The organism is Geitlerinema sp. PCC 7407 (assembly GCF_000317045.1).
GTDB lineage: Bacteria > Cyanobacteriota > Cyanobacteriia > PCC-7407 > PCC-7407 > PCC-7407.
Genome location: NC_019703.1, coordinates 3,211,654 through 3,238,550 on the forward strand (window position 1 = coordinate 3,211,654; position 26,897 = coordinate 3,238,550).

Sequence of the window (26,897 nt, forward strand, 5' to 3'; positions counted from 1 at the left end):
TCACTTCATCAGAGTTGTCAAGTATCAGTTTGGGCCTTGAAGCGAATTAATCGTGACTTAAGTTCTTCAATACTTAGCGGTGAGGAAGAACGATGAATCATTGCGTGACAGTTGGGACAAACTGGGCGCAAATCTTTTATGGGATCAACCTCATACTCTTCAGCTATTTCAAAAATAGGGCGTAAATGGTGAACATGGATAAAGCCTTCGCCTAGTTCACCAAAAGACTTGCCGAAGTTAAAGTCACAAACTGAGCAACTCGTACCGTAACGATCAATACATTTTTGGCGTGCTTTTGAATTTCTCTCATAATACTTTGTCAGAACTTGACGTACTGATCCTTCTTGAAAAATCTCCTTTGAATTCACTTCATCAGAATAGTCATCATAAAAAATCTCGTCAAGAGACAATTTTCTAAAGCCCAAATCAATAACTAATTCATAAAGAAAAGGCTTATGAAAACGCTTATAAGGAGATTTGTCACAGCGTTCCATTTCATCTAAAACAGCTCGCTTCCAAGCAATTTTTTGCTTAATAGTTAATAGCCTCTCTGGAAAGCCCTCAAAAGCCAAAAAGTAAGGACATTTTTCTGCAACTTCTCCTGCATGAGGTTTCCACTGTCGCGATCTAAATTCTGGCATCTCAGATCGAGATATTAATTCAGATAAACCTTCAAAGCCGTAGGGCAGAGTGAAGCCTACTAGCGGTCTGCCTTTACGAAAGGCAGAAAGAACATATCTCCCATTAATGGTTACAGAGAATTTTTTAGCCGAATTTATAGACAACACAAATCGGGGATCATCATTCTCAAATCTTCCTATGTGAATTACCTCTTCTATCAAATCAAGATACTGCTCCATCCATTCTCGATTCGGGGCTTGCCTAATAACTTGTGTCAGATGTTTTTGAGTAGAATTATCTATATTCATAATTAAGCTTAAGCTACAGTATTTTGTCGTACAGACATAGATCTTGAGTTTTGTAGCCAAAACCCAAATACACATTTTGTTAGTGAATTTATCAATTTTCATGTTAAGCATTAGGTTTTTAGTTATTTTTATATATGATTCAGCTGGCTTATATAATAACAAGCAGGTCTATGACAAATTCTGACTTTTAAGGAAAAAAATAGAACGCGAGCGGGACCCAGACAAGATTTTTAAAAATTACACAACAAGCTAAGCGGTTAGTCTGGGGAATTAGATTGCCACCTCAGCTCTCAAGTACAAGATCAATCTTGTCCACATGTACAGAGGCAAGCTATCCCAGCTCAAGATAGCTTGTTTGACCTAGGCGATCGCCCCTGTTGCGCGCTTGATCAGCAGCTAGGGGCCACATCAGGCCAGAGCAAGTCAAAAAACTTTATACTTTTTTGGATCAAAAATACTACCGATAGAGTTTTGCTTATAGCACGTCCAAAAAAGATTGATTTTTAATTATAGCTATTTGGATTTATGCTTTTGATAGAGCGGACTTGATCCAAGTCCTCATTCTTCATAGTTGTTTGACTGCTTTTAGGCAGCTCTTTCATTTTCGGAGAGAGCCGCCTTCGTTGCACTCACCGATTTTTGCTCGAAGTCCTACAGGTAAACTGGATGGCTCAATTTCTGCTGCAAACCGTTTGGCTGATTCCCTGCTACGCGATCACCGGAGCAGTGACGTCCGCTCTGTGGTCACCAGCCTTGATTCGGCGTACAGGGCCTCGTCCTGCAGGCTACGTCAATGTCTGCATGACTTTTCTCGCATTTCTTCACAGCTTGAGCGTTTTCCCCCTGACTTGGCAGCAGCCAGCTCAGCAGCTCTCGCTTCCGTGGCTGCAGGTGGCCGGGCTAGATTTATCGTTTCCAGTCGAAATTTCTAGCGTGACCGTCGGCGCCAGCCTGGTCGTGACAGGCCTCAATTTGCTGGGGCAAATTTACGCGATCGGCTATATGGAAATGGACTGGGGCTGGTCGCGTTTCTTTGCGCTGCTGGCTTTGTTCGAGGCGGGAATGTGCAGTTTGGCTTTCTGCAACTCGCTCTTTTTCACCTATATCTTCCTAGAAGTTCTGACCCTGGGAACCTACTTGATTGTGGGTACTTGGTTCAATCAATCCTTGGTAGTTACGGGCGCTCGGGACGCTTTTTTGACGAAGCGGATCGGCGACTTGTTCTTGCTGATGGGTGTGCTGGCGATCTATCCGCTGGCTGGCACTTGGAACTTTGACGAGCTGGCGCAGTGGGCGGAGACGGCTCAGCTCGATCCGGCGGTTGCGACGCTGGTAGGGCTGGCTCTGCTAGCAGGTCCGATCGGCAAGTGCGCTCAGCTGCCGCTGCACCTATGGCTGGACGAGGCGATGGAAGGCCCTGTTCCCAGCACGATTTTGCGTAACTCGGTGGTGGTGGCGACGGGGGCTTGGGTGCTGATCAAGCTCCAGCCTGTGATAGCGCTTTCGCCGGTTGTGCTGACGGCAATGGTTGTGATCGGCAGTGTGACGGCGGTCGGGGGCACGCTAATTGCGATCGCCCAGATTGACGTCAAGCGCTCCTTGTCCTACTCGGTCAGTGCCTACATGGGCCTGGTTTTTGTGGCGGTGGGCACGGGGCACACCGATGCGGCGCTGATGCTGATTCTCAGCCACGCGCTGGCCCAAGCGCTGCTGGTCATGAGCACGGGTTCGATCGTGCTCAACAGCATTACCCAAGATCTGACCCAGCTGGGTGGTCTGTGGAGTCGTCGTCCGATTTCGGGTTTGTGCTGTCTGGCTGGCATTGCGGGCTTGATTGGCCTGCCGCCGCTGGGTGGTTTTTGGGCGCTGCTGAAGCTGGCCGATGGTCTTTGGGAGAGTCGCCCAGAGCTAGTTGCCATTTTGCTGGTGGTCAATGGTCTGACCGGATTTAGCTTGGTGCGGGAGTTTGGCCTGATTTTTGCGGGTTCTCCCAAGCCGATGACGGAGCGATCGCCCGAAAATTTCTGGCTGATCTCGCTACCGATGATGGTCATGATGGGAATGACGCTGCATTTACCTTTGATTTTGCAGAGTCTGTCCCTGCTACCGAGCTGGGCAACGCTCAACAAAGAAGCGGCGCTCCTGCTGCTGGTTTCGAGCCTGTTGGGCAGCGGTCTGGGAGCTGTGGTCTACGTCGGCCAGAGCATTCCCAAGCCGATCCAGCTGCCATGGCGACGTCTGCAAAGCTTCTTTGCCTACGACCTCTATACGCCGCAGCTCTACCGATCCAGCATTGTGTTTTTTGTGGATCGGGCTTCTCGCCTGACCGATTGGTTCGATCGCCAAGTCATTGATGGCATGGTTAATCTGGTCGGTTTGGCGTCGCTCTTTAGCGGAGAGGCGCTCAAGTATAGCAACACCGGACAAGGACAGTTTTACATTCTGACAATTGCTTTTGGCATGGCGGCGATCGCCCTCACCATGAGCTGGTCATTCTTCTTGCACTAGCGTACTGAAACGCTAGCAAGCAGGTCCCCATCACAGGCTTAGCGGGCCCTAGGCTACGCTACAGCCGACACTTCCCATCAGCTCTGTACTTCCCATCTGTATTTCCCATCAATTCTGTACTTGGTAATCTGACGAGAGAGATTGACATGCATTTTTCGAGACGAAATGTGCTGAAGCTGGGTGCTGGAGCCATCGGCGCTGGGCTTCTGACGAGAGAGCTGCATAGCCCAGTTCTGGCCGACGAGCCAGTCCGGACAGCTTCTCCTACAGATGACCTAACCCCCGATCAGGCCCTGCAACAGCTGCTAGACGGCAATCAGCGTTTTGTCAGCAGCAAGCGGCAAAATCCCCACCGAACGATGTTCCGCCTCAGAGAGGTGGCAAAGGGACAGCATCCCTTTGCGTCGGTCCTGGGCTGCGCAGACTCCCGGGTTCCTGTTGAAATTGTGTTTGACCAGGGATTGGGCGATCTGTTTGTTTGCCGCGTTGCAGGCAACGTTGTCACGCCCGAGGAAGCCGGCAGCCTTGAGTTTGGTGCCGCTATCTTGGGAACGAAGGTCATTTTGGTCTTGGGCCATGAGCGGTGTGGTGCCATCTCTGCCGCCGCCAAGGGCGCACAGGTTCCTGGCCAAATTGGCAGTTTGATCGATGCCATTCAGCCTGCGACTGAGCAAGCGAGCAAGCAGCCCGGTGATCCCATCGCAAATCTCTGTAAAGCCAACGTTCGGCTTCAGGTTGAGCATTTGAAAGCGTCCCCTGTGCTGGCTCAACTCATTCAAGAAAACAAGCTAAAAATTGTTGGCGGCTATTACGACCTGGATACTGGATCTGTGACCCTGGTCTAATGCGAACCGCTCTTTTTTCTGATCCTGACCCTCTGTGGACTTGTTTATGCTAAGTACACTGATTTGGTTTCCGGTTCTTGGTGCGATCGCCATTACCGTTTTACCCGTTCGCCAATTAAAGCTGGCAGCTCTAACCATCAGTGGTCTGATTTTGCTATGGACCCTTTGGATTGCGACTCAGTTTGATTACACCAATCCGCTCTTGCAGCTCTCAGAGTATTTGCCTTGGCTAGAGTCTCTGGGCTTGAACTATCAGCTGGGAGTTGATGGTCTATCGCTGCCCCTGCTGGTGCTCAACAGCTTGCTAACGTGGATTGCCATCTTTAGCAGCCAAGAAGAAACGCAGCGGCCTCGCCTGTTTTACAGCCTCGTTTTGCTCGTCAGCGGTGCTGTCGCGGGTGCCTTTTTGGCGCAGAACTTGCTGCTGTTTTTCCTGTTCTACGAAATGGAGCTGGTGCCTTTTTACCTGCTCATTTCGATCTGGGGCGGCGAAAAGCGCAACTATGCTGCCACCAAGTTTCTGCTGTACACCGCCCTTTCGGGAGCGCTGATTTTGGTGGCATTCCTGGGCCTAGTTTGGCTCCAAGGGGCTAGCAGCTTTGCCTATGAGGCCCTGATGGGTCAGTCTCTGCCGCTGTGGCTCCAGATCGTGCTGCTGAGCTTTATCATCATTGGCTTTGGGATCAAGATTCCCCTAGTTCCCCTGCACACTTGGCTACCAGATACCTACGTTGCGGCTTCTGCGCCAGTGGCGATCTTGCTGGGAGGTGTCTTGGCCAAGCTGGGAACCTACGGCATCTTTCGGTTTGGCTTTGGGCTTTTTCCACAGGCGTGGGCGACCCTGGCACCGGGACTGGCAACCTGGGCAGCGATCAGTGTGTTGTATGGCTCGACCATCGCGATCGCGCAGAAAGATATCAAGCGCATGGTGGCCTATAGCTCGATCGGCCACATGGGCTACATCTTGCTGGCTGGAGCAGCCGCAACGCCTCTGAGCCTGGTTGGAGCCGTCGCCCAAATGGTTGCCCACGGTCTGATCTTGGCGATCTTGTTCCATCTGGTTGGCGTGATCGAGACCAAGGTCGGCACCCGGGAGCTGGATGTTCTGAACGGCCTGATGAATCCCATTCGCGGTCTGCCCCTCGTGAGCGCTCTGCTGGTCCTCGGCGGCATGGCTAGCGCTGGCATTCCGGGCTTAGTGGGGTTTGTCTCTGAGTTTCTGGTCTTCCAGGGCAGCTACTCCGTGTTTCCCTTGCAAACCCTGCTGTGCGTGGTGGGCACGGGCCTGACGGCGGTTTACTTTGTGATTTTGCTCAACCGCACTTGCTTCGGCAAGCTGGACAATTCGATCGCCTACTTCCCCAAAGTGGAATGGCGCGAGCGCATTCCGGCCTTGGTTCTAGCGATCACGATCTTTTTCTTGGGGATTCAGCCAAGCTGGCTGGTTCGCTGGAGTGAGCCCACCACCACCGCTATGGTTGCGGCCGCAGTTCCGCCTCTGACGCAACCTGCGATCGCCCAAGACCTCAGCAAAAAGTTGCCCTTTATCAGTGGTCTCTCGTCGCTAGAAAAGCAGTAATGGCTTAGCCAAAATGGCTCCGGTGGTCAGCCTAGAGCCAATCAGAAATGCTTCATCTCGAGGACTTCATCATGACTTTCACAACGCTTCCACAGACCATCCTTTCCCCCTCCACTCACGAGTTTTCAGGGATTATCCATCGCCTAGAAGCGGGCGGCTCGATGCTACCTGATACCCCCGAAAATCTCATGCAGATTATTGGGATTTACAAGGCCTATGCCGTGCCAATGGATTTCTATTGGCGAGACCTGCTCTACATCGCTGAGCACGTCTTTCTCAATCCGCTGCCGGCATTCAAGTACTTCTTGCCCCAGGAATATCTCGATCTGCACAATCACTACGCCGGAGATGATGCAGATTTGCGGATTTGGCGGGGAGAGGCGACGGTCCATCCCGAGCTGCTCGAGTTCATTGAGAAGGGGGAACTGAAGCAGAAACTACCCAAGCTGTTTCATCACCTGTCCCACGATCGCGTAAATATGGAGTTTGCTGAAGCCTGCATGCGCGCCATGTTTTGGCATCGCGGCATGGGCGGTCAGTTTGACCCCTACCTCGACACCGACGAGTACAAAGCCAACGCCGATCGCGCCATCCGGGCCTATTTCCAGGGCAATCCTGTGATGCTGGGGCTGTACAAGATGTTCCCCGATATGTTTTTGGAGCAGGTGCGGGAGCTATCCTACTACGCCAATTTGGGGCTGTTTTGGGAGGTGATGGCGCCGGTCTTCTTCGAGATGTCTGACCTCTACGATGAGGGCAAGCTGACCACGGTTCCTGAGGCGATGAACTTCTTGGTCAACGGCATTTTTGCGATCGCCGGTCGTCCGATTTACCACCACGTTTACATTCGGGGCGAGTGCTACGAAATCATTCCCAAGTCCAAGGGCTTTATGTGGCTCTACGAAGCCGCTCTGCCCTACGTGGAAGCGGTGTTTTATCGGACCTCTCCCTTCCGGGGCACGAAGTCCTACAATGCCCAGGCCAAGCAGGTTCCCGGCGAGCAGGACGACTTCCACTACGGGATTCTCTACGCGGATGTGTTTCCGGTTGGCTCCGCCGGCATTCCGCCGACGCTGCTGATGCAGGACATGCTGCATTTCCTGCCGCCCTATTTGCTGGATTATTACAAGCAATACTGCCGGGGTGATGATGACCTCTTGATCCAGTTGGGAATTAGCTTCCAGCGATCGATGTACAATGTCACCTCTGCGGTAATTCAGGCGCTGCGCACGGCGCTGCTCTATCCCCTAGACGATCCAAATCCCAAGCACCTGATGGCCAATCGTCAGTTTTTTGAGATGCAGATCGATCGCTTCAAGCGTCCCGAAGCGCGTCTGCGAGACATTCAGCGTCAGGACTATCGCTAGGGGCTTGGCGCGCCAGATTGGCGCGCCGATCTTCTGTGTTCAAAATCGTCTTGTGAAACAACCGGAATGGCTGACATTGTTGATATTGCAGTAAGTGCAGAAGGTTTCAAAACGCTGGTGACTGCTGTTCAGGTTGCCAACTTAGTCGAAACGCTGAAAGGCCCAGGCCCTTTTACGGTGTTTGCGCCCACGGATGATGCCTTTGCCAAGCTGCCGCCTGGCACGGTGCAAACTCTGGTCCAAAACACGCCGCAGCTTGCTCGGATTCTGACGTTTCACGTCGTCGCAGGTAAGTGGATGAAAGCGGATCTTGAGAAGGTGGATTCTGTGATTTCCATCGAAGGATCGCCCATTCGCATTGATACTTCAGACGGCTTTGAAGTGAAGAATGCAACGGTGATCGCGGCCGATATTGAGGCAGATAATGGCGTCATTCATGTCCTCGATCGCGTCATTTTGATGGGATAGTTTGCGCTGTTCTTAATATGCTGTTCTCAAAAAAGGGGCGATCGCCCCTTTTTTGAGCTTTAAACCCCTTTTTTGAGCTTTAAAAAAGAGACTTCAAGTCATCGTCCAGTTCGAGCTCTAGTTTTCTCCACCAGCCTAGACAGATCTATCGAAATCTCTGTCGAAACCTCTGGGGTTAAAGCGTGCTCAAACCCAAGCGCTGGGGTCGAGCTGGTAGTACTGCCAAAGCTGCTCGTAGAGCTCCGGCTCGCGCTTCTGGAGCTGGCGCGGCTTCTCAAAAAATGTCTCGGTCGCCACGGCAAAAAACTCTGCCGGATTGGTCGCGCCGTAGGGGTTGAGGACGGTTTTGGCACCCCGACCGACGTCCCGGCACAGCTTTTCGTAGCCTGCGGCCATGACCTGCGCCCAGGTTTGATAGTCGGCCCGGTTTTTTAGGAAGGGAACGCCTTCGGCCTCGCCATCTTCTTGGTCGAGCTGATGGGCAAATTCGTGGAGCACCACGTTGTGGCCGTCTCGCCAGTTGGCGCGATCGCGCTGGATTTGGGCCCAGGCCAGCACCACCTGATCGCGGCTCCAGGACTCGCCCAGACGGGCCACCTGGCGCTCTTCGACGATGTGGGGCGCGGTGGCTTTGGTTTCCTGGACCACGTAGACATCGGGGTACACCAAGATGGACCGGAGGCGCGAAAAGTAGCTCTCGCGGCCATTGAGCAGAAGCAAGCAGGCGATCGCGGCGATCGCCACCCGCATTTCCAGGGTCACCACCAGCCCGCCACAGCCGATAAACTGCTTTTCGGCCAAAAAGACCTGAATCAAGCCCCGCAGTCGCTGCCGCTCCAGGGGCGTCAGGCGCGGATACACCGGCACGTATTGCTCGACTAGGGCTTCCCACAGCGGTGGAAAGGGCTGCCGCTTCAGGCGATCGCGCCGCCACTGGCGCAGCCTCGGCCCCAGCAAAATTCCGGCTATCACAAGGGCGATCGCCCCAAATACCCCTATCGCCCGATCCATCTGGCATCCTACTGCGTCGACGTCGGTGCCTTGCAGTCAGGCTCAGCCACCTTGCCATCCGCCAGCGTCGTCCTGCAAAACACCGCTCCCTCTATCTTCGCGCCATCCAGGCGAGAGTATTGCAGATCCGCCTCCGTCAGGTTCGCCCCGCGCAGGTCAACCTCCGCCAGCCCTACCCGCTCTCCATCTGGAAAGCAGTCCAGGCACACGAGGTTTGCGCGCGTCAGGTTGGCTTGGCGAAAGCTGGCCCCCTGCAAGGTCGTGCAGGTACCGGCCCCACAGTGAAAATCCGCCCCCGTCAGGTTCGCGCGATCGAAGATGGCGTCGTCCAAAGACGCCTGGCGCAGCACCGCCCCCGACAAGTCCGCCCGCGTGAAGTCCGTGCCCACCAGGGTCGCTGCTCCCAGCACCGTCCCCCGCAGGTCCGCCCGCCGCAAATTAGCCCCCGACAAATCCACAAACTGCAAATCCAGCCCCGACAAGTTGGCATAGGACAAATCACACCCCACACAGCTCCCCGTGCGAGCCAGCTGGCGGATCGAAGCGCGCGTCGTCTGAATGTCGTGCTTGACCCACACCACAAATCCCCCAAAGCTGACCACGGCCACCACAACAGTCCCCAGACAGCCCCAGCCCGCCAGCTTCCACCAGCGTCTTGGGGTTAGCGCTTTTTGCCTACTCACGCGACACCTTCCCAGAGATTTTTGCCAAAAATTCGATGGATCGAAGGCAGATTCAGCGGAAATCAAGGCTCTTTCGGAGGCGATCGCCCTTTTTTCGGGTCATCTCGAGCTTTGAGATCTCAAAAGTCTTAATCATGCCCTAAAGATATATTGGACATTGGATTCTTCCTTTCCTAGGCTGGTGATCGAACACTTACCGCTCCATCCCCGATCGCGGCCTCCGGCTGCCGGGCGGTTCTGGTATTTCCTCTGCCAAGGTAATGAGCAATGAGCAAAGGCACACTCTTCGATAAAGTTTGGGATTTGCACACCGTCGGCACCCTGCCCTCTGGCCAAACCCAGCTCCTGATTGGTCTGCACCTGATTCACGAAGTGACCAGTCCCCAAGCCTTTGCCATGCTGCGGGAGCGGGGTCTCCAGGTGATGTTCCCCGATCGCACGATCGCCACCGTTGACCACATCGTGCCCACCGAGAGCCAGGCCCGCCCCTTTGCAGACCCCCTGGCCGAGGAAATGATCCAGGCCCTAGAGCGCAACTGCCAGGAAAATAGCATCACCTTCTACAACGTCGGCTCTGGTAGCCAGGGCATCGTCCACGTGATCGCCCCCGAGCAAGGCCTCACCCAGCCCGGCATGACCATCGCCTGCGGCGACAGCCACACCTCCACCCACGGCGCCTTTGGGGCGATCGCCTTTGGCATCGGCACCAGCCAGGTGCGGGACGTCCTCGCCTCCCAGACTCTGGCGCTGGCCAAGCTCAAGGTGCGCCGGGTCGAAGTCAACGGGACCCTGCGTCCGGGGGTCTATGCCAAGGACGTGGTTCTCCACATCATCCGCAAGCTGGGCGTCAAGGGCGGCGTTGGCTACGCCTACGAGTACGCCGGGACCACCTTCGAGCAGATGACCATGGAAGAGCGGATGACCGTCTGCAACATGGCCATCGAGGGGGGCGCTCGCTGCGGCTACGTCAATCCTGACCAAGTGACCTTTGACTATCTCCAGGGCCGGGACTGCGCGCCCAAGGGAGCCGACTGGGACCGCGCCGTCGAATGGTGGCGCAGCATTGCTAGCGACGCCGACGCCGAATACGACGATGTGGTGGTCTTCGACGCCGCTGACATCGAGCCCACGGTAACCTGGGGCATCACGCCGGGACAGGGCATTGGCATCAGTGAAGCCATCCCCACCGCAGACTCGCTGCCCGAAGAGGACCGGTTTGTGGCCGAGGAAGCCTACGCATACATGGACTTTGCGCCGGGCGCCTTGATCAAAGGCACGCCGGTGGATGTTTGCTTCATCGGTAGCTGCACCAATGGCCGCATCAGCGATCTGCGAGAGGCCGCCAAAGTCGCTGAGGGCCGCAAGGTGGCCCCAGGGGTGAAGGCCTTTGTGGTGCCGGGGTCAGAGCGGGTGAAGCACCAGGCAGAGGCTGAAGGCCTAGACGCCATCTTCACGGCGGCGGGCTTCGAATGGCGAGAAGCTGGCTGCTCGATGTGTTTGGCCATGAACCCGGACAAGCTCCAGGGTCGCCAGATCAGCGCTTCGTCGTCCAACCGCAACTTCAAGGGACGCCAGGGGTCGGCTTCTGGTCGCACGCTGCTGATGAGTCCGGCCATGGTGGTGGCCGCAGCGGTCACAGGCCAAGTGACGGACGTGCGAGAGCTGATCTAGGAATTTGCAGCGCGCCCGGGCTATGGGGCGATCGCCTTCAGTCTTGGTTCGTTCTTGGTTCGAGTTTGATTGCCATTTCCATTTAGGAGCAATAGGAGCAACAAGTGATGGTCAGCGAAGTCAAAGCCGTGGTTGGGCGCGGCATTTCTCTGGTGGGCGATGACATTGATACCGATCGGATCATTCCTGCCCGTTTTCTCAAGTGCGTCACCTTCGAGGGGCTCGGCCAGCACGCCTTTGCGGACGATCGCATCCAGCTCCAGGGTGAGCACCCCTTTGACCAAGCCGAGTACCAGGGGGCCAGCATCCTGGTGGTCAACCGCAACTTTGGCTGCGGGTCGTCGCGAGAGCACGCGCCCCAGGCGATCGCCAAATGGGGCATCAAGGCGCTGGTGGGCGAAAGCTTCGCGGAGATTTTCTTCGGTAACTGCGTGGCGATCGGGGTGCCCTGCGTGACCGCCAGCGCAGAAGACGTCAAGCGTCTGCAAGAGGCGATCGCCGCCCAGCCCCAAGCCGAAATGCAGCTCGATCTGGACGCCAAGCAGGTGCGCATTGGTGAGGTCGTCGCCCCCATTTCCATGGGCGAAGGCCCCCGCCAAATGTTCGTCACGGGCACCTGGGATGCGTGCGGGCAGCTCGTCGCCCAGGCCGACGCGATCGCCGCTACGGCGAACAAGCTGCCCTACGTGCAGTGGAGCCGCCTGAGCGCCTAAACGCCCCTAGGGTCATTTCAGCGAAGGGGACAACTGCATCTCGTCCCCTTTTACCTGACCAAAAATCGCCCAGGACTCATCTGAGGAATCACCGTCTCCTCATCCCCGGTCACAAAGCGGGCAAACTGCTCTGCCAATGACGGCACCATCGCCAGGGGATTGCTAAAGCCCGAAAAGACCTGGAGTCCAGGGCGCTGAGGCACCTCACCGATGAGGGGTAAGCCATCTCGGCTAAAGGCCACCAGGCAGTGATGCCATTGAGCTGGGACATCTTTGAGAAACGGCATCACTCGGCCAATTCCCGAGCGCAGGGTCGCCTCACTGGCGGCTGGGCTGACCTGAGCCGAGGCGCTGCTGAGAGCCCGGCTAATCTGGCCAATGCGCAGACTACCGTCGAGGAACTGGATCGCGCCGACGTCTAGGACCGGCGCGATCACTTCTTGATCTGGCTCTTGCCACAGGCGATCGCACTCTGCGGCCCCCGCCAAAGCCTCCATTTGAAAGCGCCGCGTTACCGCCGGCATCACCATCGTTTGCAGCTTGACAGGAACAGGGGGCGCTTCGAGCACTTCGGCATGGCTGAAGTACAGCGGCACCTGCACACCCCCTTGACGCAGTAAATCTCGGCTAAAGCCGCCCGCACACACTACCACTTGATCGGCCCACAGCTCCGTCGTCGCCGTGCGGACCCCTCGACAGCGATCGCCCTCCCACAAAAATCCTTGGGCTTCTCCAAGCACCACGCGGCCCCCCAGCGCCTGGAAGGCCGAGGTCAGGGCAGCCGTGAGCGCCTCCAGGCGCACATGGCCGTGGGGCACTCGCAGCGCTCCGGCGATCGCCTCCCGATGGAGCAGGGGCTCCAGGGCGCACGCATCTTCTTGGCTCAGCAGCTCCGGCACCACGGCGCAGTCTCGAAAGCGGGCCGCGATCGCCCCCGGATCGTCCTCAGGCGCTAGGGTCAGCAACAAATCAATTTCTCGAAATTCGATCGCCCCGCCAAACTCCTCCGCCAGAGCCTGATACTGCTTGCGGCTCGCTTCACCCAGGGCTTGCAGCAGGGGTGTCTGTCCCGCCCAATACGCAATTCCGCCATAGCTATAGCGGCTCGCCCCCACCAGCGGCGCGTGGCGCTCCAGCAACAGTACCGCCAGTCCCCGCTTTTGGAGCTCCCAGGCCAGAGCCACGCCCGTGATTCCGCCCCCAATCACAATCCAATCCACAGCCTCACCAGTCATAGCTTTTCCAAATGCGGCATCGTCCAGGCACCCAAAGGCTAGACCAAGACTCCTCATCTAATCAAGTCGACAGCTCCATCACGACAAAAGCCCAAGGCATTTGGCCCTGGGCTCAGCTTGTGAGGCTAGATTGTCTTCGTCAAAGTTTGACGGTCAGCGACTAGGCTTGCTTGGCCTTGCGGCGACGAGACAGAACAAGGCCACCGCCAATCAGGCCCAGACCGGCCAGCGTTGCAGGCTCAGGAACGCTCTCCGTTGCAGCGCCCACAACCTTGAAGTCAGGACCGTTGAAGCTGGATTGAGACACTAGGCGAACCCCAGCAAAGGAGCCGCTCAGACCCAGATCTGCCAAGTTCAGGCCCAGAGAACCCACCGCTTGCTTGTCGCCAATTTCGGTGGTGTTGATGTTGAAACCAGCCTTGGCCCAAGTCGCAGAGTCAATCAGCAGAGAGCTGCCCAGCAGGTTGCCCGCTGCGTCAATGGCCTGAACTGCCAGCTTGCTGTTCATGCCGCGCTCCCAGAAGAACAGGGTATCCACAGCGCTCTCAAAGAACAGGTCCATCACGAAGGAACCCGTGTCTTCGGTGTCGATGATGTTGTTGAGGTTCAGGTTACCCAAGCTCGAAGCAATGCTGGCGCTGGTGGCCGCTTCGAGCTGGACGCCCGAGGCTTCGTCGCCCCGATCAGAGCTGGCTGCCCCGGTGTTGCCGCCGGTGTAGGTGTCATTAGCGATCAGGTTGGCGCGCTTGACCAAGGAGAAATCGCTAACGGTGCTGCCGTCACCGAGGGTGACAGAGTTGAGCCAAATATTGCCTCGGGAGCCAGCTTCGGCAGTGTAGTTGGTGGTGAAGGAAAATGCTTGAGCAGGAGACGAGGAGAGGGCGAGGCAACCACCCGCAACGAGGCCTGTTAAAGCAGAAAGATGCGTCAGTTTCATTGGAATAGTGAGTGAAAGATCAATGAATTACTTGCGCTTCTCTCCGCGCACCTGCGAAGAGAGAGGAGCGATCGCAAGGAGTGGAATCAACTGCTTGAAACGTCTCCTTGTACTCTCCTAATGTTATTTAACGAACAGGCTTCCTGTCTGCCGTAAATTCAATCTTTCATGAAAGCTTTAAGCTAAAACGCTTTTCATGAAAGGCTTAGAAGAACTCTGTCACCCAGAAGACTCTTCATTCAAATCTACGTACTTTTGCGGATCCGTGTTTCTAGGTAACTCGGGCTACGCAAGGCTCAAAAGAAAGAGAATTTGTGCATTGATGAGAAATTTCAGGGTGTGAACACGGAGATTTTTCAGAGGATTAGCTAAAGCAGCAGAAGCCTCACGCCATCATCTTTGATTTGGCGTTGAGATGAATGCGAGCGAACGAACGACACTCCTCTGACCTATGCCGCAGGCGCGAGAAGAGGAGAGGGAGGAAACGAGCAAACCTCTCATGATGCAAAACGGGTGAGATAGACTCAGGCTAAGGGTTTGAGCTAATCGCCGCCCTGAAACTTGAACCTTGACAACCTGGAATATGGGGTTCTGCCTGGAAACAGACGATTCGTCGTCGCATCTGTGGGCAGGTAAAATTCCAGCAGTACCAAGGAGAGAACAACACTCTTTGTATTGTTCCGGTGCGGTGGGGCATCCCGTATCGTCAACAAAGCTCAGGAAACGCCCGATGGGATACCAGGGGTCACTGAGAAGCCTATGCTGCATACGTCAGTATCAGCGTAGGAGTATGTCACGTCCGATCAATCGAGAAACCCTCTTACCGAAAATTCTGGCTACTGTAAATCACAAAATTGGCCAGACTCCAAGTCTTCAAAAAATGCGTAATACTACGCAGACCTGGGATTAAAGTTCATTGTTTGGGGCGTTTCTTCAAGGATCAAAAAGCGTTATTGATCGATCGCAGACGCTATTTTTGCGATCGCCGAGGTGTCTGGTGCCCAGTCTCCGTAGATTTATCAGACAGCGATCGCCCCTAGGGCTGCGCCAACGCCAAGTCTGCCACCAGAAAGTCAATGAATTGGCGAGCTGAGCGGCCAGAGCGGCCGTTGTGGCGGGTTGCCCACTGCAAGGCCCGGTACTCCAGCTCGGCCAGTGGCAGAGAAAGGTCAGCCTGGGCCGCGAGGTGGCGCACCATCGCCAAGTAAGTGGTCTGGTCTGGGGCCTCAAAGGTCAAGGTCAGGCCAAAGCGATCGCTAAAGGAGAGCTTTTCTTGGAAGGTGTCCCAGGAGCTGATTTCATCGGCGTTGCTGGGCCGGGGGCGATCGCCAAAAAATTCGCGAATCAGGTGACGGCGGTTGGATGTTGCGTAGACCACGACATTTTGGGGCCGAGCCGTCATGCTGCCCTCCAGCACGACCTTGAGGGCCTTGAACTGATCTTCTTCTTCCTCGAAGGACAGATCATCCACGAAAATGACAAATTTCTGGGCCAGCGGGCGGACGCGCTCCACGATCGCCGGCAAGTCCTGCAAGTCCGCCTTGGAGACCTCGATTAGCCGCAAACCGCGATCGCCATATTCCGAGAGCAGGGACTTCACCAGAGAAGACTTGCCAGTCCCGCGACTCCCGTAGAGCAGGACATTCAGGGCGGGGTATCCTGCCAGCAGGGCTTCCGTATTTTTGAGGAGAGTCTCGCGCTGGAACTCATAGCCCACGAGTGACGTCCATCGAATGGGGTCAGGGTTCAGGATGCCAACCCAATCCCCTGACCTCCACCGCAGGGCTCGATATTCAGCAAACAGCCCTGCTCCCCACTCTCGGTAGTAAGCTGCTAGCTCTGAGCAGGCCTCCGACCAGTCATCTAGCCGCTGAAATTTTTCATGCAGTCGTTGCTCTGCCGCAGTCAGCCTGGCCTCAGCTTCAGGCAGATATTCGTCCCAAGCGGTGGGCGGATCGGGCAAGTTACAGGCATCTTGGACCCACTGACTGAGCTGCTGATTGGTGCATTGATACAGAGCTTGTAGCCGCCGCAGATCTTCTTGAACCGCTGTAATCAGAGCCGGGGGAAGCGCCGCAGGCTCTCTCTGCTGAACCTGCCGAGCAAAGGGATTGTCGGCTCGGGCAATTTGCCGCAAAAGATAGGTTTGCCAGCTACAGTTCTTGTCAGCGAGGGCCTGAAACCAGCGACCGTAGGCTTGTAGGCAAGCGAGGGGATCTACATTGGCCTGCAAGAGAGCCGCCAGAAGCTCGAGGAAGTAGCGACTTAGCCGACCCTGCAAGGTGTGCTGATAGATCAAAAGCGAAGCGGCTTGGTACTGCAAGCGCTGGATCTGGGCGATCGCTTGGCGATTCATGGCAAGGGGCACAGCGGCATGGCTATGGACAGGGAACAACAAGGGACGGACTCTCAGCGCCGTATTGCTTAGGCAATATGGCGCTGGCTTCTTCTCCCTTTTCAAGAATTTACGCGTTCTTGACTGAAAGGAGAGAGAAGCAGCTGCGCCTTCGGAAGCAGGCGCTCAGAAGATCTTTGTATCCTAGCTTGCTCGCCCAGATTCTAGGGACGCAAATTCTCGCGAGGCGCAGAAGGCGCGCACGGCAGCTAGGAGCTGATCGATTTCGTCCTCGGTGGTGAAGTAGTGGACGCAAGCGCGGACGCTGTTGGGGTCACGAATCAGGCGAATATAAATGTGCTGAGCTTCGAGGAACTGCACCAGGCGGGGATGCTGGCGATCGGGCTCCGGGCAGCGAAGCTGGAAGGCCACGAGGCCCGCTTCGGGCGGTGTGGTTTTGAGACGGGCGATCGCCTCAATTTTTGACAGCCCTCGCCACAGGCGATCGCTCAGAGACACCATGCGCTCGTAGCGATCGCGCGCGGTTCCCCACTGATTGTGAACCGCGATCGCCGCCCGGAGACCGCAGTACAGCGGATAAGCCGACGTTGCCACCTCAAAGCGTCGACCATCCGGCTGCCAAATCACCCCGTCCGTGACCTGCACCACGCCTCGCCAGCCGATCAGAGTAGGCCGCAGCGACTCTAGCGCCTCGGGCCGCACGTACAGGCCCCCCACCCCCTCAGGACCACACCACCACTTGTGGCCTGTAAAGGCATAAAAATCTACTCCCAAATCCGCCAGATCCAAGGGAATCGCTCCAACCGACTGGGCCGCATCGACCAAAATTCGCAGCGGCTCTCGCGTGTCTGCCTGGCGACAGGCCTGGGCGATCGCCTTCAGGGGCAGCACCTGACCCGTATTCCACAGCACGTGGCTTAGCACCACCAAGCGCGTCTGGGGCCGCACATGGGCCATCACCGCCGCCACCGGATCGCCGCCATTGAGGGTGGTTTGCAGCGGACACACCGACACCTCTACCCCAAAGCGCCGCTGCACCTCATAGGCGGCAGCCACCACCCCCGGGTGTTCGCAGTCCGACAGCAGCAAGTGGTCTCCCGATCGCCAGTCCAGGCCCCACAGCGCGACGTTGCAGCCCGCCGAGACATTCTCAGTCAAGCTAATGGTCCCTGGCTCCACGCTCAGCTCAGCCGCGATCGCCTTTCGCAGCGCCTCCGTCACCTCGGTCGCCCAGCTTCCCGCCGACTGCGAAAAAGGTCCCCGCGCCTGCACCGTGCGGTATCCCTCAAAAAGCGCATCCAGAGCTGCTTGGGGCATTGGGCCTTGGCCCCCGTAGTTGAAATAGGCCTTGCCCTGGAGAGCAGGAAAAAGCTGGCGGTGTTGCGCCATGAGACCAGCGCTGGCAGACCGAGAATCCATAGGGACAGACACCCACAAACAACAGCAGAAGCCCCAGCATTGTATCAACCTCCCTTCCAGGCCTTTGATATTCTCCCTAGGCAAGCCTGCCAGGATTCGGAGAGGCCCTCGCAAAATCCTGCCTCCAGGAAGAATCCTGTAGAATGTTTCTGGCCGCGAAAAAGCGCTGAAATTAGGGCTGGACTTCTTTCCTTCGAGGTTGACGGGAGCAAGATTTTTCTCGCTGCTCTCAGGCCAATTGCGCTTTTGCAGCATTGTCTTTGATGACAATTCCATCAGCCTCAGATTTTCACCACCTATAGCAACCCCGAAATCAGTCAGCCTAAGCGTCTGCTTTCGATCGTGTGCTCCTTCGCTGGCGGACCGGCCTCGCTTCCACGCTGACTCATTCAGCTACAGAAGCGCTTGCTCCATCCCTCAGCAAATCCCTGAGTTTTCAGGGAAACTCTCATTCCGTTGGCCATGAGTCAACCGATGAGAGATCTGTGCAAATTGATTTTTGAGATGTGTGTTTGGCGCCCGGGGTAATGGGCAATGCCGTCAACCCAAGGTTGCTGAGCACCATCCGACAACATCGAGGAGAGACTAGAAACATGCAACGTCTTTACAAAGGCACTCTGGCAACCTTAGCCGTTCTGGGCATGGCCAGCAGCGCGATCGCTCAAGAAGAGGGCACCCGCATGGAGCCCATCGTCTTCACCAGCACCACCGAAGATGCAACCACCCGGACCATTCCTGGTTACGAGCCGCGCTTTGACCAAGTGATGGGCAGCGGTAGCCTCATGGTCAACAGCGACGATGAAGTGACGGGTTACTACTTCACCGTCATGGGTCTCGAAGCAAGCCAAACCGTTCCTTACCACTTCCACGGCGCCATGAACGGCGGCATGCCCACCAGCTGTGAAGGGGACAAGGCGCTCTTTAAGGGTGAAGGCGCTGGTGGCGTGCTCACCGACCTCGGCGCAGCCGCAGCCCTCGAGTCTAGCGAGAGCGGCTTTGCTCGCGTGGGCAGCCCCGATGCTCCTGTCATGCTCGATACTCCGGTGCCCCTGGCGGACATCGGCTACATCAACCTGCACTCGACCCAAGGCGATCCGGTGGGTCCTGGCCTGGTTTGCGCCAACGTGCGCCTCAATCCCGGTGGCTTTGAGCGCTAAGCGCTTTGAGCTTGGTTTTTAGGGTTTTGCCGAGAGCTTCAGTTCAGCACTGACTCCGCTTTGGTAAGACCATCATTTCCCCGCTTGGGCGATCGCCTGAGCGGTTTTTTTCGTCAGAGGCGATCGCCCCCTAGCCGCAACATTCTCCAAAATCCTCACGAAGAGCCCACAAACGGCTGTAAGCTATTTTCAAGATTTTGCGCTAGCGTGAAAGCGTGCTGTTAACTGACGCTCTTCTCCTCCACTATCAGCGCTGCCCTCGACGGGCTTTCTTGGATGTGCACGGGGACCTAGCCCAGCGCGATCCACCCAGTGACTATCTCTTGAAGCTGTTTCAGGACAGTCTGCTGCACCAGCGATCGGTGCTGACAGACTGGGCATGGCTGCCCTTTGGTCTGCCGGACGGTCCCCTCGCCTACCACCGGCCGATCTACCCTGAGCACGACTGGCAAGCAGGAGCGTCCGCCACCCTAGAACTGATGCAGCAGGGGGTCGACGCGATTCATCAGGGCATTTTGCTGATCACCGACCCGGCAGGCCACACTTTCATCAGCAAGCCCGATCTTCTCGTCAAGCAGCCCGGTGATTCTTTGCTTGGCGACTGGCACTATGTCCCTGTCGACATCAAGCTCGGCAAGCGGCCCAAGCTCGAGTATCAGCTCGTTGCTGCCTACCAAGCCCATCTCCTGGCCCAGATGCAGGGAGCTTGGCCAGAAGCAGCTTGGCTGATCTTGCGGCAGCGGGGAGCCTACGAAGTGGACTTGGTGGAGCGAGTCCCCAGGATGCAGTCCATTCTGGAGGAATGTACCCGCACCCTGAGCGAACCGGTGGAGCCCGAGGTTTTTATTTCGCGCAATCGCTGCAGTCTTTGCCACTGGTATGGACACTGCTACGACATTGCGCAGCAGCAGCAGCATTTATCGCTTCTGCCGGGCGTGACGCCCAGCCGCTACAGTTTTTTGCAGGGTTTGAAGCTCACCACCGTAGAGTCTTTGGCTCTCGCCAGACCTGCTCAGCTAGAGCCGCTGCCCGGCTTTGGTCGTGAGGTCGCCCAAAAACTGGTGTGGCAAGCCCAAGCGACGCTGAGTAACCAGGCTATTTTGGTTGCAGACCCCAGTCTTTGGTCTCAGGGCTTCTCCGGGAATGGGGCGATCGCGCCTTTTCACCACTTGCCCACGGCGCCTGTTGAGTTCTACTTCGACATCGAAGCTGAGCCGGATCTGAATTTGGCCTATCTGCACGGGGTGCTGATGGTCGATCGGCGGACTCAAACCGAAACGTTCTATCCGTTTTTGGCCGAGGACCCCTCGGCCGAGGCCGCTGTTTGGAAAGACTTTCTAGAGCTGATGCTGGCCTACCCCCAGTCACCCGTCTTTCACTTTTGCGCTTACGAAGTCCAGACGGTGCGGCGGCTCGCCCAGCTCTACAACACCCCTCTAGATTCAGTCGAGGCGCTGCTTCATCGTTTCGTGGATCTGCACGCCTGGGTCACCCGGACGGTCATGTTGCCGGTCGAGAGCTACGCTCTCAAGCCCATTGCGCGCTGGGTGGGGTTTGATTGGCGAGATGCTTCGGCAGATGGAGCCCAGTCGATTTACTGGTACAACCAGTGGCTGACAACGGGCGATCGCAGCTTCTTGGACTCCATCGTTTGCTACAACGAAGACGACTGCCGAGCAACCTATCACGTCAAGGACTGGCTGGTCGAATTTCTTCGCCAGCCTCGACTTCCTTACGCTTACGTTTCGGACGGCGAAGAATCGCTGCCCAGCATCGGAGAGAGGTAAGCCACCAAAGCACCGATACTAAAGCCAGCCAGGTTGCGGACCAGGGGCAGCCAGTCGGAGGTGCGCGTCACCACAGGTCCAATGCCGAAGGCAATAAACAAGATTCCCCACAAGGGCGAGAAGATCAAAGCCCACTGCCAAGCAACGAGCTGGCCGCTCTTGCGGGGCTGAGCCGCAAAGCCCAGAACAACGCCACCCAAGCAAGAGGTGATCAGGGTCAAGATCCACTGTTCGCGGGGCAGGCCCGGGACGACTTGGCAGCCGCCCTGACTCAGACACGCCTTGACGGAGTGCAGAGAGTCAAGAATGGAGCGATCTTCTCCGTTCTCGCGGACATAGAACTGGTTGCCGTAGCGCGTTTGGAGCTCGACCCAGAAGGTGCGAGGCAACAGCTCATAGACCGCATCGCCGACGTTGAAGTTGAGCAGGTTGCCACCGCGGGGGTCTGCGACGAGGAGCACGCTCTTTTCATTGAGGCCCCAGAAGTCGCGAACGGCTCGGCCGGGGGTGCGATCGTACTGGGTGAGGACCCGCAACTTCCAGCCGGTCCCACTTTCAAACTCTTCGATTTCTTGGGCAAGGCTGTCTTCCTGGACCTGGGTCAGGGCTCCAGCCAGATCAATGATGGGGGTCTGCACGCTGGGCAGCAAGTCAGGATTGTCGTAGGCCTGAGCCGCTGGCGCGATCGCCCAGATTGACAAGGACAAAAGAAACGCACTGAAAACCTTAAGGAGCCGCGAGGGGAAGAAGTGCTGCATCGGAAATCCTAGTGAACCGTCGGAAGCCTCAGTCTGCATCGCAACGCAGATTCGGGAAACAAGGTAGCAAAATGAGGAAAAGCGAAAATTCGTTACACTTGTTTACCTTAAGTTAATAGAATACTACGGACCCGCAGCGATCGCTAGCGGCTATCCGAGGTCTCTCGGGTAGCGACATCGGCCAAAGCAGCCCGAGCCCCGCCAGACGAAAGCAGCTCCCCAGCTAGAGAGTTTGCAAAGGCTGCTTTCAGCATCTTGCGCAGCTAGGTCGCCAGAATTGTTTAAAAGAAATGACAGAAATTATTTAATGATTTTTGCGCTTTTTGGGGTGCCAGGCTCAGGCTTCGTCGGCCGCAGACGCATCTGCTGGATTGGCCACGCGATAGAGGTTTTCGGTCGATTCGCGACCATTTAGAGTGCGCGGCTCAGGAGTTTCTGGGAATTCTTCTCGACCGGAGGCCCCCAAGGGCAGCTTCTCTTCTTCGGTGTCCGCGGCCTCACTGGAGTAGTAGGTCCGCTCCTCGCGCAGATCGAGGGGAGGCCGCGAAGAGGGAGCGAGGCGATTGGGGGTGCGGCGGCCGCTGGTCTGGGCGGGCGCCGGACGGGTGAAAGTTCGCCAAGCGGCGCGGACGCCTGCCGCCAAGCTGCGCCCGGTCGCCTGGGCTCGCTTTGCTTGCTGCCTAGCGCCGTGCAGGCTGTCATCGACCTGCTTCACCACGCGTCCAGCACTCTGGACACCATCGCTCACATCTTCGGTCAATTCGGTAATCTCAAGCCCCGTAAGGCGAATGGACTCTAGGGTGGGCGGCAGTTCGCGATTGAGGGTATCAAAGAGTTTTTCGGCGCTACGGGCTGCTCGTCCCAGTTCTTGAAAAGCGGGGATGGCGACGAAGAGCAGCGCGGTCAGGCTGACAGCAACGAGCAAGATCGAGAGGCCTAGCCAAAAGAGAGGATCCATTACCAGGACTTCTGAGAGGGATCGGAGCGGGGAACGAGCGAGGCGATGTCGGAAGGTAGATAGACACCATGCCTGTCATTCTAATCTTGCCAACCCTGGAGGAACGCGGATCGGCGATCGCCGGCGCTCAAGGTCAGGGTCAGCAATAGAGTAGCCTATTCTCGTAGCGAGGTCGTGTCGAGATCAGAGCTGTTCGAAGGCTTTGGCTTCGCTGCTGTCTCGAGCGGGGGTAGCGATCGGCTCCGTTTGCTCAAAGATTTGCCGCTCGCGGTAGCTCGCTTCTCGGCCAGCCGCGATCGCCTCTCGCAGCCGCGTCAAGGTGCCATCCCAGTTGCGCAGCGCGCTCTCAGAGAGGCGATCAGCCTGAAGCTGCACGCTCGTCGATAAATCTTCAGCCAGTTCTGGCAAAGCATCAGCGGACTTTTTGAGGAGTTGCCGAGTTTCACGGCCCGGGCGAGGAGCGATCAGCAGCCCGGTCACAGCTCCCACCGCCGCACCAAGGAGAAACCCACCAACGAAAGCACCAGAACGATTGTCGGACATGAGTGACCTTTGCCTCTGTCGGAAATTGTCTAAAGGGTCGCTACGGCATCATCGCCAGCGCTCCAAACAATCAAAATACCTCAACACCCTAGCCCTAGGATGCATTGCTCCTTCAGCCTACTCCAATCGCCGCATCCTAGACTGTATTCCCGCAAGCACTCTTTTGGAGAAGGCGATCGCCCTATCCCGAGACTCAGGGGCTCTCCAGCGCTCCGCCACGCCTGGGCATGACGCGTGGATTGGCAAAATGGCCAGAGCGATCAACCCAGCAAAAACGGCAGATGGACGAGAACATTTTCCATCTGCCGTTTAACATCGCTATGAGAATGCCTTAAAGGGGTCGGACTCGCATGAGCACTTGGCCGTACTCCACGGGCTCTGCATTTTGGACCAAGATTTCGACAATCTCGCCTGCCACTTCTGCTTCGAGCTCGTTCATCAGCTTCATCGCTTCGATGATGCACACCGTTTGGCCTAGACGAATGCGATCGCCCGTATCCACAAACGGCGGCTCATCCGGCGCAGGAGAACGATAAAACGTTCCCACCATCGGCGAAGTAACATCCAGCAGCTTTTGGTCCGCCTGAGGAGCGGGTGCCGGCGCAGGCTTCGGGCTCGCCTCAGCAGCCGCCGGAGGAGCAGCAGTCGGCGGTGCCACCGCCGCTGGTGGAGTCATCCCCAGCGTCACTGTGCTCCCTTCGCCCGCAAAAACCGTATCGGCAACCGGCAGATACTCTGTCCGGCCACCGCGACGAATCGTCAACTCAAACTCAGCATCCTTCAACGTCAGCTCCGTGAAGTCTGTCTGGTTGATGGCTGCGAGTAATTCACGGAGTTCGTTTAAATTCAGTTGCACAGTGCCTATGACCCCACAATTGAACAAGAAAGCATTGGGACAAGCGAAGGCGCTGCCCGCAGACTTTCGGCGCTATTCCCGGCCCAGATAGGTATCGTTCCGGGTATCGACTTTGATGCGCTCACCCACCGAGATGAACAGCGGCACCATTACTTGGGCACCGGTCTCAACGATGGCAGGCTTGGTACCGCCCGTTGCTGTGTCGCCTTTGACACCTGGGTCAGTTTCAGTCACTTCCAGGATCACCGAGTTGGGCAGCTCTACCTCGAGAACTTGGCCGTTCCAGGTGATCACGTTTACTTCCATCAATTCTTTGAGGTACTTCACGCGATCGCCAATTTCATTGGCAGACAGGCGGCTTTCCTCGTAGGTCTCCATATCCATGAAGACGTACTGATCACCTTCTTTATAGGTGTGCTGCATGGTGCGCTTTTCGAGCGTTGCCTGGGGAACCGTCTCCCCGGCCCGGAAGGTCCGCTCGATCACGCTGCCGGTTTGGGCGCTTTTCAACTTGGTTCTGACAAAGGCAGATCCTTTTCCTGGCTTCACATGGAGAAATTCCACGACACGCCAGACTGCCCCATCTAGCTCAATCGTGACACCGGGTCTAAAGTCGTTGCTGGAGATCATGAACTTCGCGCTTGGGGAGAACAATCGGCAATTTATTGTACCGCTCTGTGCGTATTTCCCTAGCAGTGCTACGCCAGAAGTTCTCTGGCTAGGTCCGGGCGATCGCCCCTGGTTATGATGCCAAAGCGCCGAGGAGGGGGGCAGCCCTGTGGGAAGATGAAGAAGGCCGTCTCATTCCCGAGCCCTTCGTTTATAGAATGCCTGCGCTTGGGGTGGTCACCGGCATCGCCCATCTGATCCAATCCTGTAGTCAACGATCGACCTATGATGCTCTGGAGCCATTCAAAATTCGCCGCTATCAAGCACTGGATAAAAAATGGTGCACTAGCGCTGCTGCTGATTGTGATGTCGACGGGCCTCAGCGCTGCCCAGTGGGATGGAGGCGGCAGCTCCGCGCGCGAAAGCCGCCTGCCCCAGGGCAACGCTATCACCGATGGCAAAGCCCTCCTGCGCTACGCGCTGCCCATCGACAATGCCCCCGTCCGCAAACTCCAGGCCAACCTGGAAGATATTGCGACCCAGCTGCGCGCCAACCGCCGCTGGAACGCTATTAAGAAAGATCTTGTTATTGCAGAGCGCGTTCTGAATCAGCCGGAGGCCCTTTTGGCGTCGGTGGCCCAGAGCGATCGCCCCAAAGCCGAGGCTCTCATCCAGGAGATTCAGGCCAACGTAGCCGAGCTCCAAGAAATCAGCGACGCCAAAGACAAAGAAGCGCTTTGGCTCAAGCGGGGAGAGGCCCTCGATCGCGTGAGTGACCTCGAAGAGCTGATGGTCTCCGACTTTCCCTTCAGCGTGCCCGCCGAATACGCCAATCTGCCTCGCCTCGAGGGACGAGCCACCATCAGTTTTGAAACCAGCAAAGGTGAAGTGAAAGCCGTAGTGGATGGCTACAGCGCACCGGTCACTGCCGGTAACTTTGTAGACCTGGTACAGCGTGGCTTCTACGACGGCCTAGAGTTCATTCGGGCCGAAGACTTCTACGTGTTGCAGGTGGGCGATCCCCCAGGCCCCGAAGAAGGGTTTATCGATCCCAAAACCGGCCAGTATCGGGGCATTCCGCTAGAGGTCTTGCTTCAGGGCGATTCAGAACCGATTTACGGCGCCACCACTGAGGACTTGGGTCTCTACCGGGCAGAGCCTGTGCTGCCTTTCTCTGCGTTTGGCACCCTCGGCATGGCGCGTCCGGGTGATGAGCCCAACGGCGGATCGTCGCAGTTCTTCTTCTTCTTGTTTGAGCCAGAGCTGACGCCTGCGGGCCTGAACCTCCTCGATGGTCGCTATGCCGTTTTTGGCTATGTTACCGAAGGCAAAGAGGTCTTAGAGAAGCTCAAGCAGGGCGACAAGATCGAAGCAGCCAAGGTGATTCGCGGTGCTGAGAACCTGGTAGCCCCTGCGGCATGACCTCCACGAATCTAGGTCCCGAGGCTGGCGAAGTGCGAGTTCGGGACTTCGGTGAGCAGGCTCTCTTGCAGCGGCTGCAGCGATTTTGTCCGCCCCAAATCGTTGGGGACGATGCGGCGGTTTTGAGCGTGCCCTCAGGGCGATCGCTGGTCGCTACCACAGACGTCTTGGTTGATGGCGTTCACTTTAGTTTGGGTCTCGCGTCGCCAGACGTGCGGACGACGTCACCTGCGGATGCAGGCTGGCGAGCCGCCGCCGCCAATCTGTCGGATCTAGCGGCGATGGGGGCGGATTCGCTCGGGATTACGGTCGGGCTGGCGCTGCCAGGAGAGACGCCTATTGCCTGGGTCGAAGGCCTGTATGAGGGCCTGAAGGCGTGTCTCGATCGCTATGGTGGGGCGCTGCTAGGCGGCGACGTCTGCCGGAGTCCGGTCCTAACAGTCAGCATTACGGCGCTGGGATCGGCGATCGAGGGCCGCATTCTTCGGCGCAGTGCTGCTCAGCCGGGGGATGTTTTGGTGGCGACGGGCTGGCACGGCGCTTCTCGGGCAGGGCTCGAGCTGCTGCTGCATCCTGAGCGGAGCAGGGAGGTCGCCGGGCCGGATCGCGATCGCTGGATTCAGGCCCACCAGCGCCCCCAGCCTCGCTTGGACGTGCTGCCGATCTTGGCCGAAATCTGTGCCGAAATCAGTTCGCAGCGGGCGATCGCCGGCATGGACAGCAGCGACGGTTTGGCGGACGCGGTTCTTCAGATTTGCCGAGCTAGCGGCGTCGGGGCTCATTTGGAGCGCGATCGCCTGCCGATTCCCCCGGGTCTCGTTGAGTGGGTGGGCCTCGATCAGGCTCGCCAATGGACTCTCTACGGAGGCGAGGACTTCGAGCTCGTGCTGGCTCTACCCAAGGCGATCGGCGATCGCCTGGTACAGAGGCTTGGATCGCCCGCCTGCGTCGTGGGCACCATCACCGCCGAACCCCAGGTTCAGCTCATCGAGGCTCATCACCATCCCCTCGAAACGCTAAGTCTCGACCAGGGGTTTCAGCACTTTTAAGGCAACCGTTCCTACATTTCACCCCTTGCTTGCAAGG

23 protein-coding genes are annotated in these 26,897 nt (G+C 57.0%); 11 read left to right on the top strand and 12 right to left on the bottom strand.

Annotated features, from left to right (window positions below):
* Positions 1-17: 17 nt before the first annotated feature.
* Complete coding sequence (locus tag GEI7407_RS20300; protein ID WP_150109790.1) at positions 18-929, bottom strand: HNH endonuclease; 912 nt, start codon at positions 927-929, stop codon at positions 18-20.
* 666 nt (positions 930-1,595) lie between these two features.
* On the opposite strand from GEI7407_RS20300, the gene GEI7407_RS13090 reads away from it, so the two are divergent.
* The 5 genes from GEI7407_RS13090 (at position 1,596) to GEI7407_RS13110 (ending at position 7,696) form a co-directional block, all read left to right on the top strand.
* Positions 1,596-3,437 (top strand): NAD(P)H-quinone oxidoreductase subunit F, encoded by a 1,842-nt coding sequence (locus GEI7407_RS13090; RefSeq protein ID WP_015172667.1) that lies wholly within the window; start codon positions 1,596-1,598, stop codon positions 3,435-3,437.
* 146 nt (positions 3,438-3,583) lie between these two features.
* Complete coding sequence (locus tag GEI7407_RS13095) at positions 3,584-4,282, top strand: carbonic anhydrase (RefSeq protein WP_015172668.1); 699 nt, start codon at positions 3,584-3,586, stop codon at positions 4,280-4,282.
* A 46-nt stretch (positions 4,283-4,328) separates the two neighbouring features.
* Positions 4,329-5,861 carry an NADH-quinone oxidoreductase subunit M gene (locus GEI7407_RS13100; RefSeq protein WP_015172669.1) on the top strand — a complete coding sequence of 511 codons (1,533 nt, stop codon included), beginning with the start codon at positions 4,329-4,331 and terminating at the stop codon, positions 5,859-5,861.
* Between the two features lie 71 nt (positions 5,862-5,932).
* On the top strand, positions 5,933-7,228 hold the full coding sequence (locus tag GEI7407_RS13105; protein WP_015172670.1) for a CO2 hydration protein: 1,296 nt from the start codon (positions 5,933-5,935) through the stop codon (positions 7,226-7,228).
* A gap of 66 nt (positions 7,229-7,294) precedes the next feature.
* Entirely contained in the window at positions 7,295-7,696 is a 402-nt protein-coding gene (locus GEI7407_RS13110) for a fasciclin domain-containing protein (RefSeq protein ID WP_015172671.1), read from the top strand.
* 186 nt (positions 7,697-7,882) lie between these two features.
* On the opposite strand, the gene GEI7407_RS13115 is transcribed toward GEI7407_RS13110, so the two are convergent.
* Together GEI7407_RS13115 and GEI7407_RS13120 are read right to left on the bottom strand one after the other, a co-directional pair.
* On the bottom strand, positions 7,883-8,707 hold the full coding sequence (locus tag GEI7407_RS13115) for a zinc-dependent peptidase (protein ID WP_015172672.1): 825 nt from the start codon (positions 8,705-8,707) through the stop codon (positions 7,883-7,885).
* An 8-nt stretch (positions 8,708-8,715) separates the two neighbouring features.
* The gene (locus GEI7407_RS13120; protein ID WP_015172673.1) at positions 8,716-9,390 is read right to left on the bottom strand and encodes a pentapeptide repeat-containing protein; all 675 of its coding nucleotides are present in this window, start codon (positions 9,388-9,390) and stop codon (positions 8,716-8,718) included.
* A gap of 267 nt (positions 9,391-9,657) precedes the next feature.
* Between GEI7407_RS13120 and leuC the strand changes: the two genes are divergently transcribed.
* Together leuC and leuD are read left to right on the top strand one after the other, a co-directional pair.
* Positions 9,658-11,061 (top strand): 3-isopropylmalate dehydratase large subunit, encoded by a 1,404-nt coding sequence (leuC, locus tag GEI7407_RS13125; RefSeq protein WP_015172674.1) that lies wholly within the window; start codon positions 9,658-9,660, stop codon positions 11,059-11,061.
* A gap of 107 nt (positions 11,062-11,168) precedes the next feature.
* The gene (gene leuD, locus GEI7407_RS13130; protein WP_015172675.1) at positions 11,169-11,774 is read left to right on the top strand and encodes a 3-isopropylmalate dehydratase small subunit; all 606 of its coding nucleotides are present in this window, start codon (positions 11,169-11,171) and stop codon (positions 11,772-11,774) included.
* A 50-nt stretch (positions 11,775-11,824) separates the two neighbouring features.
* On the opposite strand, the gene GEI7407_RS13135 is transcribed toward leuD, so the two are convergent.
* The 4 genes from GEI7407_RS13135 to GEI7407_RS13150 all read right to left on the bottom strand — a co-directional run bounded on the left by GEI7407_RS13135 (position 11,825) and on the right by GEI7407_RS13150 (position 17,721).
* Positions 11,825-13,009: an FAD-binding oxidoreductase gene (locus GEI7407_RS13135; RefSeq protein WP_015172676.1), complete on the bottom strand. Its 1,185-nt coding sequence runs from the start codon at positions 13,007-13,009 to the stop codon at positions 11,825-11,827.
* Between the two features lie 160 nt (positions 13,010-13,169).
* Positions 13,170-13,946, bottom strand: a complete 777-nt coding sequence (locus tag GEI7407_RS13140; protein ID WP_015172677.1) for an exosortase-dependent surface protein XDP2 — start codon at positions 13,944-13,946, stop codon at positions 13,170-13,172.
* Positions 13,947-14,982: 1,036 nt separating this feature from the next.
* Entirely contained in the window at positions 14,983-16,302 is a 1,320-nt protein-coding gene (locus GEI7407_RS13145; RefSeq protein WP_015172678.1) for an ATP-binding protein, read from the bottom strand.
* Between the two features lie 183 nt (positions 16,303-16,485).
* A complete protein-coding gene (locus GEI7407_RS13150; protein ID WP_015172679.1) occupies positions 16,486-17,721 on the bottom strand; it encodes an aminotransferase class V-fold PLP-dependent enzyme in 1,236 nt (411 codons plus the stop codon).
* Between the two features lie 593 nt (positions 17,722-18,314).
* Here GEI7407_RS13150 and GEI7407_RS13155 point away from each other — a divergent pair.
* Positions 18,315-18,878: a hypothetical protein gene (locus GEI7407_RS13155; protein ID WP_015172680.1), complete on the top strand. Its 564-nt coding sequence runs from the start codon at positions 18,315-18,317 to the stop codon at positions 18,876-18,878.
* Between the two features lie 215 nt (positions 18,879-19,093).
* Positions 19,094-20,665 (top strand): TM0106 family RecB-like putative nuclease, encoded by a 1,572-nt coding sequence (locus GEI7407_RS13160; RefSeq protein WP_015172681.1) that lies wholly within the window; start codon positions 19,094-19,096, stop codon positions 20,663-20,665.
* Here the strand turns inward: GEI7407_RS13160 and GEI7407_RS13165 are convergent.
* The 5 genes from GEI7407_RS13165 to efp form a co-directional block, all read right to left on the bottom strand.
* Positions 20,617-21,423, bottom strand: coding sequence for a TPM domain-containing protein (locus GEI7407_RS13165; RefSeq protein WP_015172682.1), 807 nt, complete (start codon positions 21,421-21,423; stop codon positions 20,617-20,619). The genes GEI7407_RS13160 and GEI7407_RS13165 overlap by 49 nt on opposite strands.
* A gap of 337 nt (positions 21,424-21,760) precedes the next feature.
* Positions 21,761-22,381 (bottom strand): DUF948 domain-containing protein, encoded by a 621-nt coding sequence (locus GEI7407_RS21690; RefSeq protein ID WP_015172683.1) that lies wholly within the window; start codon positions 22,379-22,381, stop codon positions 21,761-21,763.
* Positions 22,382-22,564: 183 nt separating this feature from the next.
* Positions 22,565-22,924, bottom strand: a complete 360-nt coding sequence (locus GEI7407_RS13175; protein ID WP_015172684.1) for a YtxH domain-containing protein — start codon at positions 22,922-22,924, stop codon at positions 22,565-22,567.
* Positions 22,925-23,255: 331 nt separating this feature from the next.
* Complete coding sequence (gene accB, locus GEI7407_RS13180) at positions 23,256-23,780, bottom strand: acetyl-CoA carboxylase biotin carboxyl carrier protein (RefSeq protein WP_015172685.1); 525 nt, start codon at positions 23,778-23,780, stop codon at positions 23,256-23,258.
* Positions 23,781-23,852: 72 nt separating this feature from the next.
* Positions 23,853-24,410 (bottom strand): elongation factor P, encoded by a 558-nt coding sequence (gene efp / locus GEI7407_RS13185; RefSeq protein WP_015172686.1) that lies wholly within the window; start codon positions 24,408-24,410, stop codon positions 23,853-23,855.
* Between the two features lie 264 nt (positions 24,411-24,674).
* Between efp and GEI7407_RS13190 the strand changes: the two genes are divergently transcribed.
* Positions 24,675-25,811, top strand: coding sequence for a peptidylprolyl isomerase (locus GEI7407_RS13190; protein WP_015172687.1), 1,137 nt, complete (start codon positions 24,675-24,677; stop codon positions 25,809-25,811).
* Positions 25,808-26,860: a thiamine-phosphate kinase gene (gene thiL, locus GEI7407_RS13195; protein ID WP_015172688.1), complete on the top strand. Its 1,053-nt coding sequence runs from the start codon at positions 25,808-25,810 to the stop codon at positions 26,858-26,860. Before GEI7407_RS13190 ends, thiL begins: the two co-directional genes overlap by 4 nt.
* Positions 26,861-26,897: the final 37 nt, after the last annotated feature.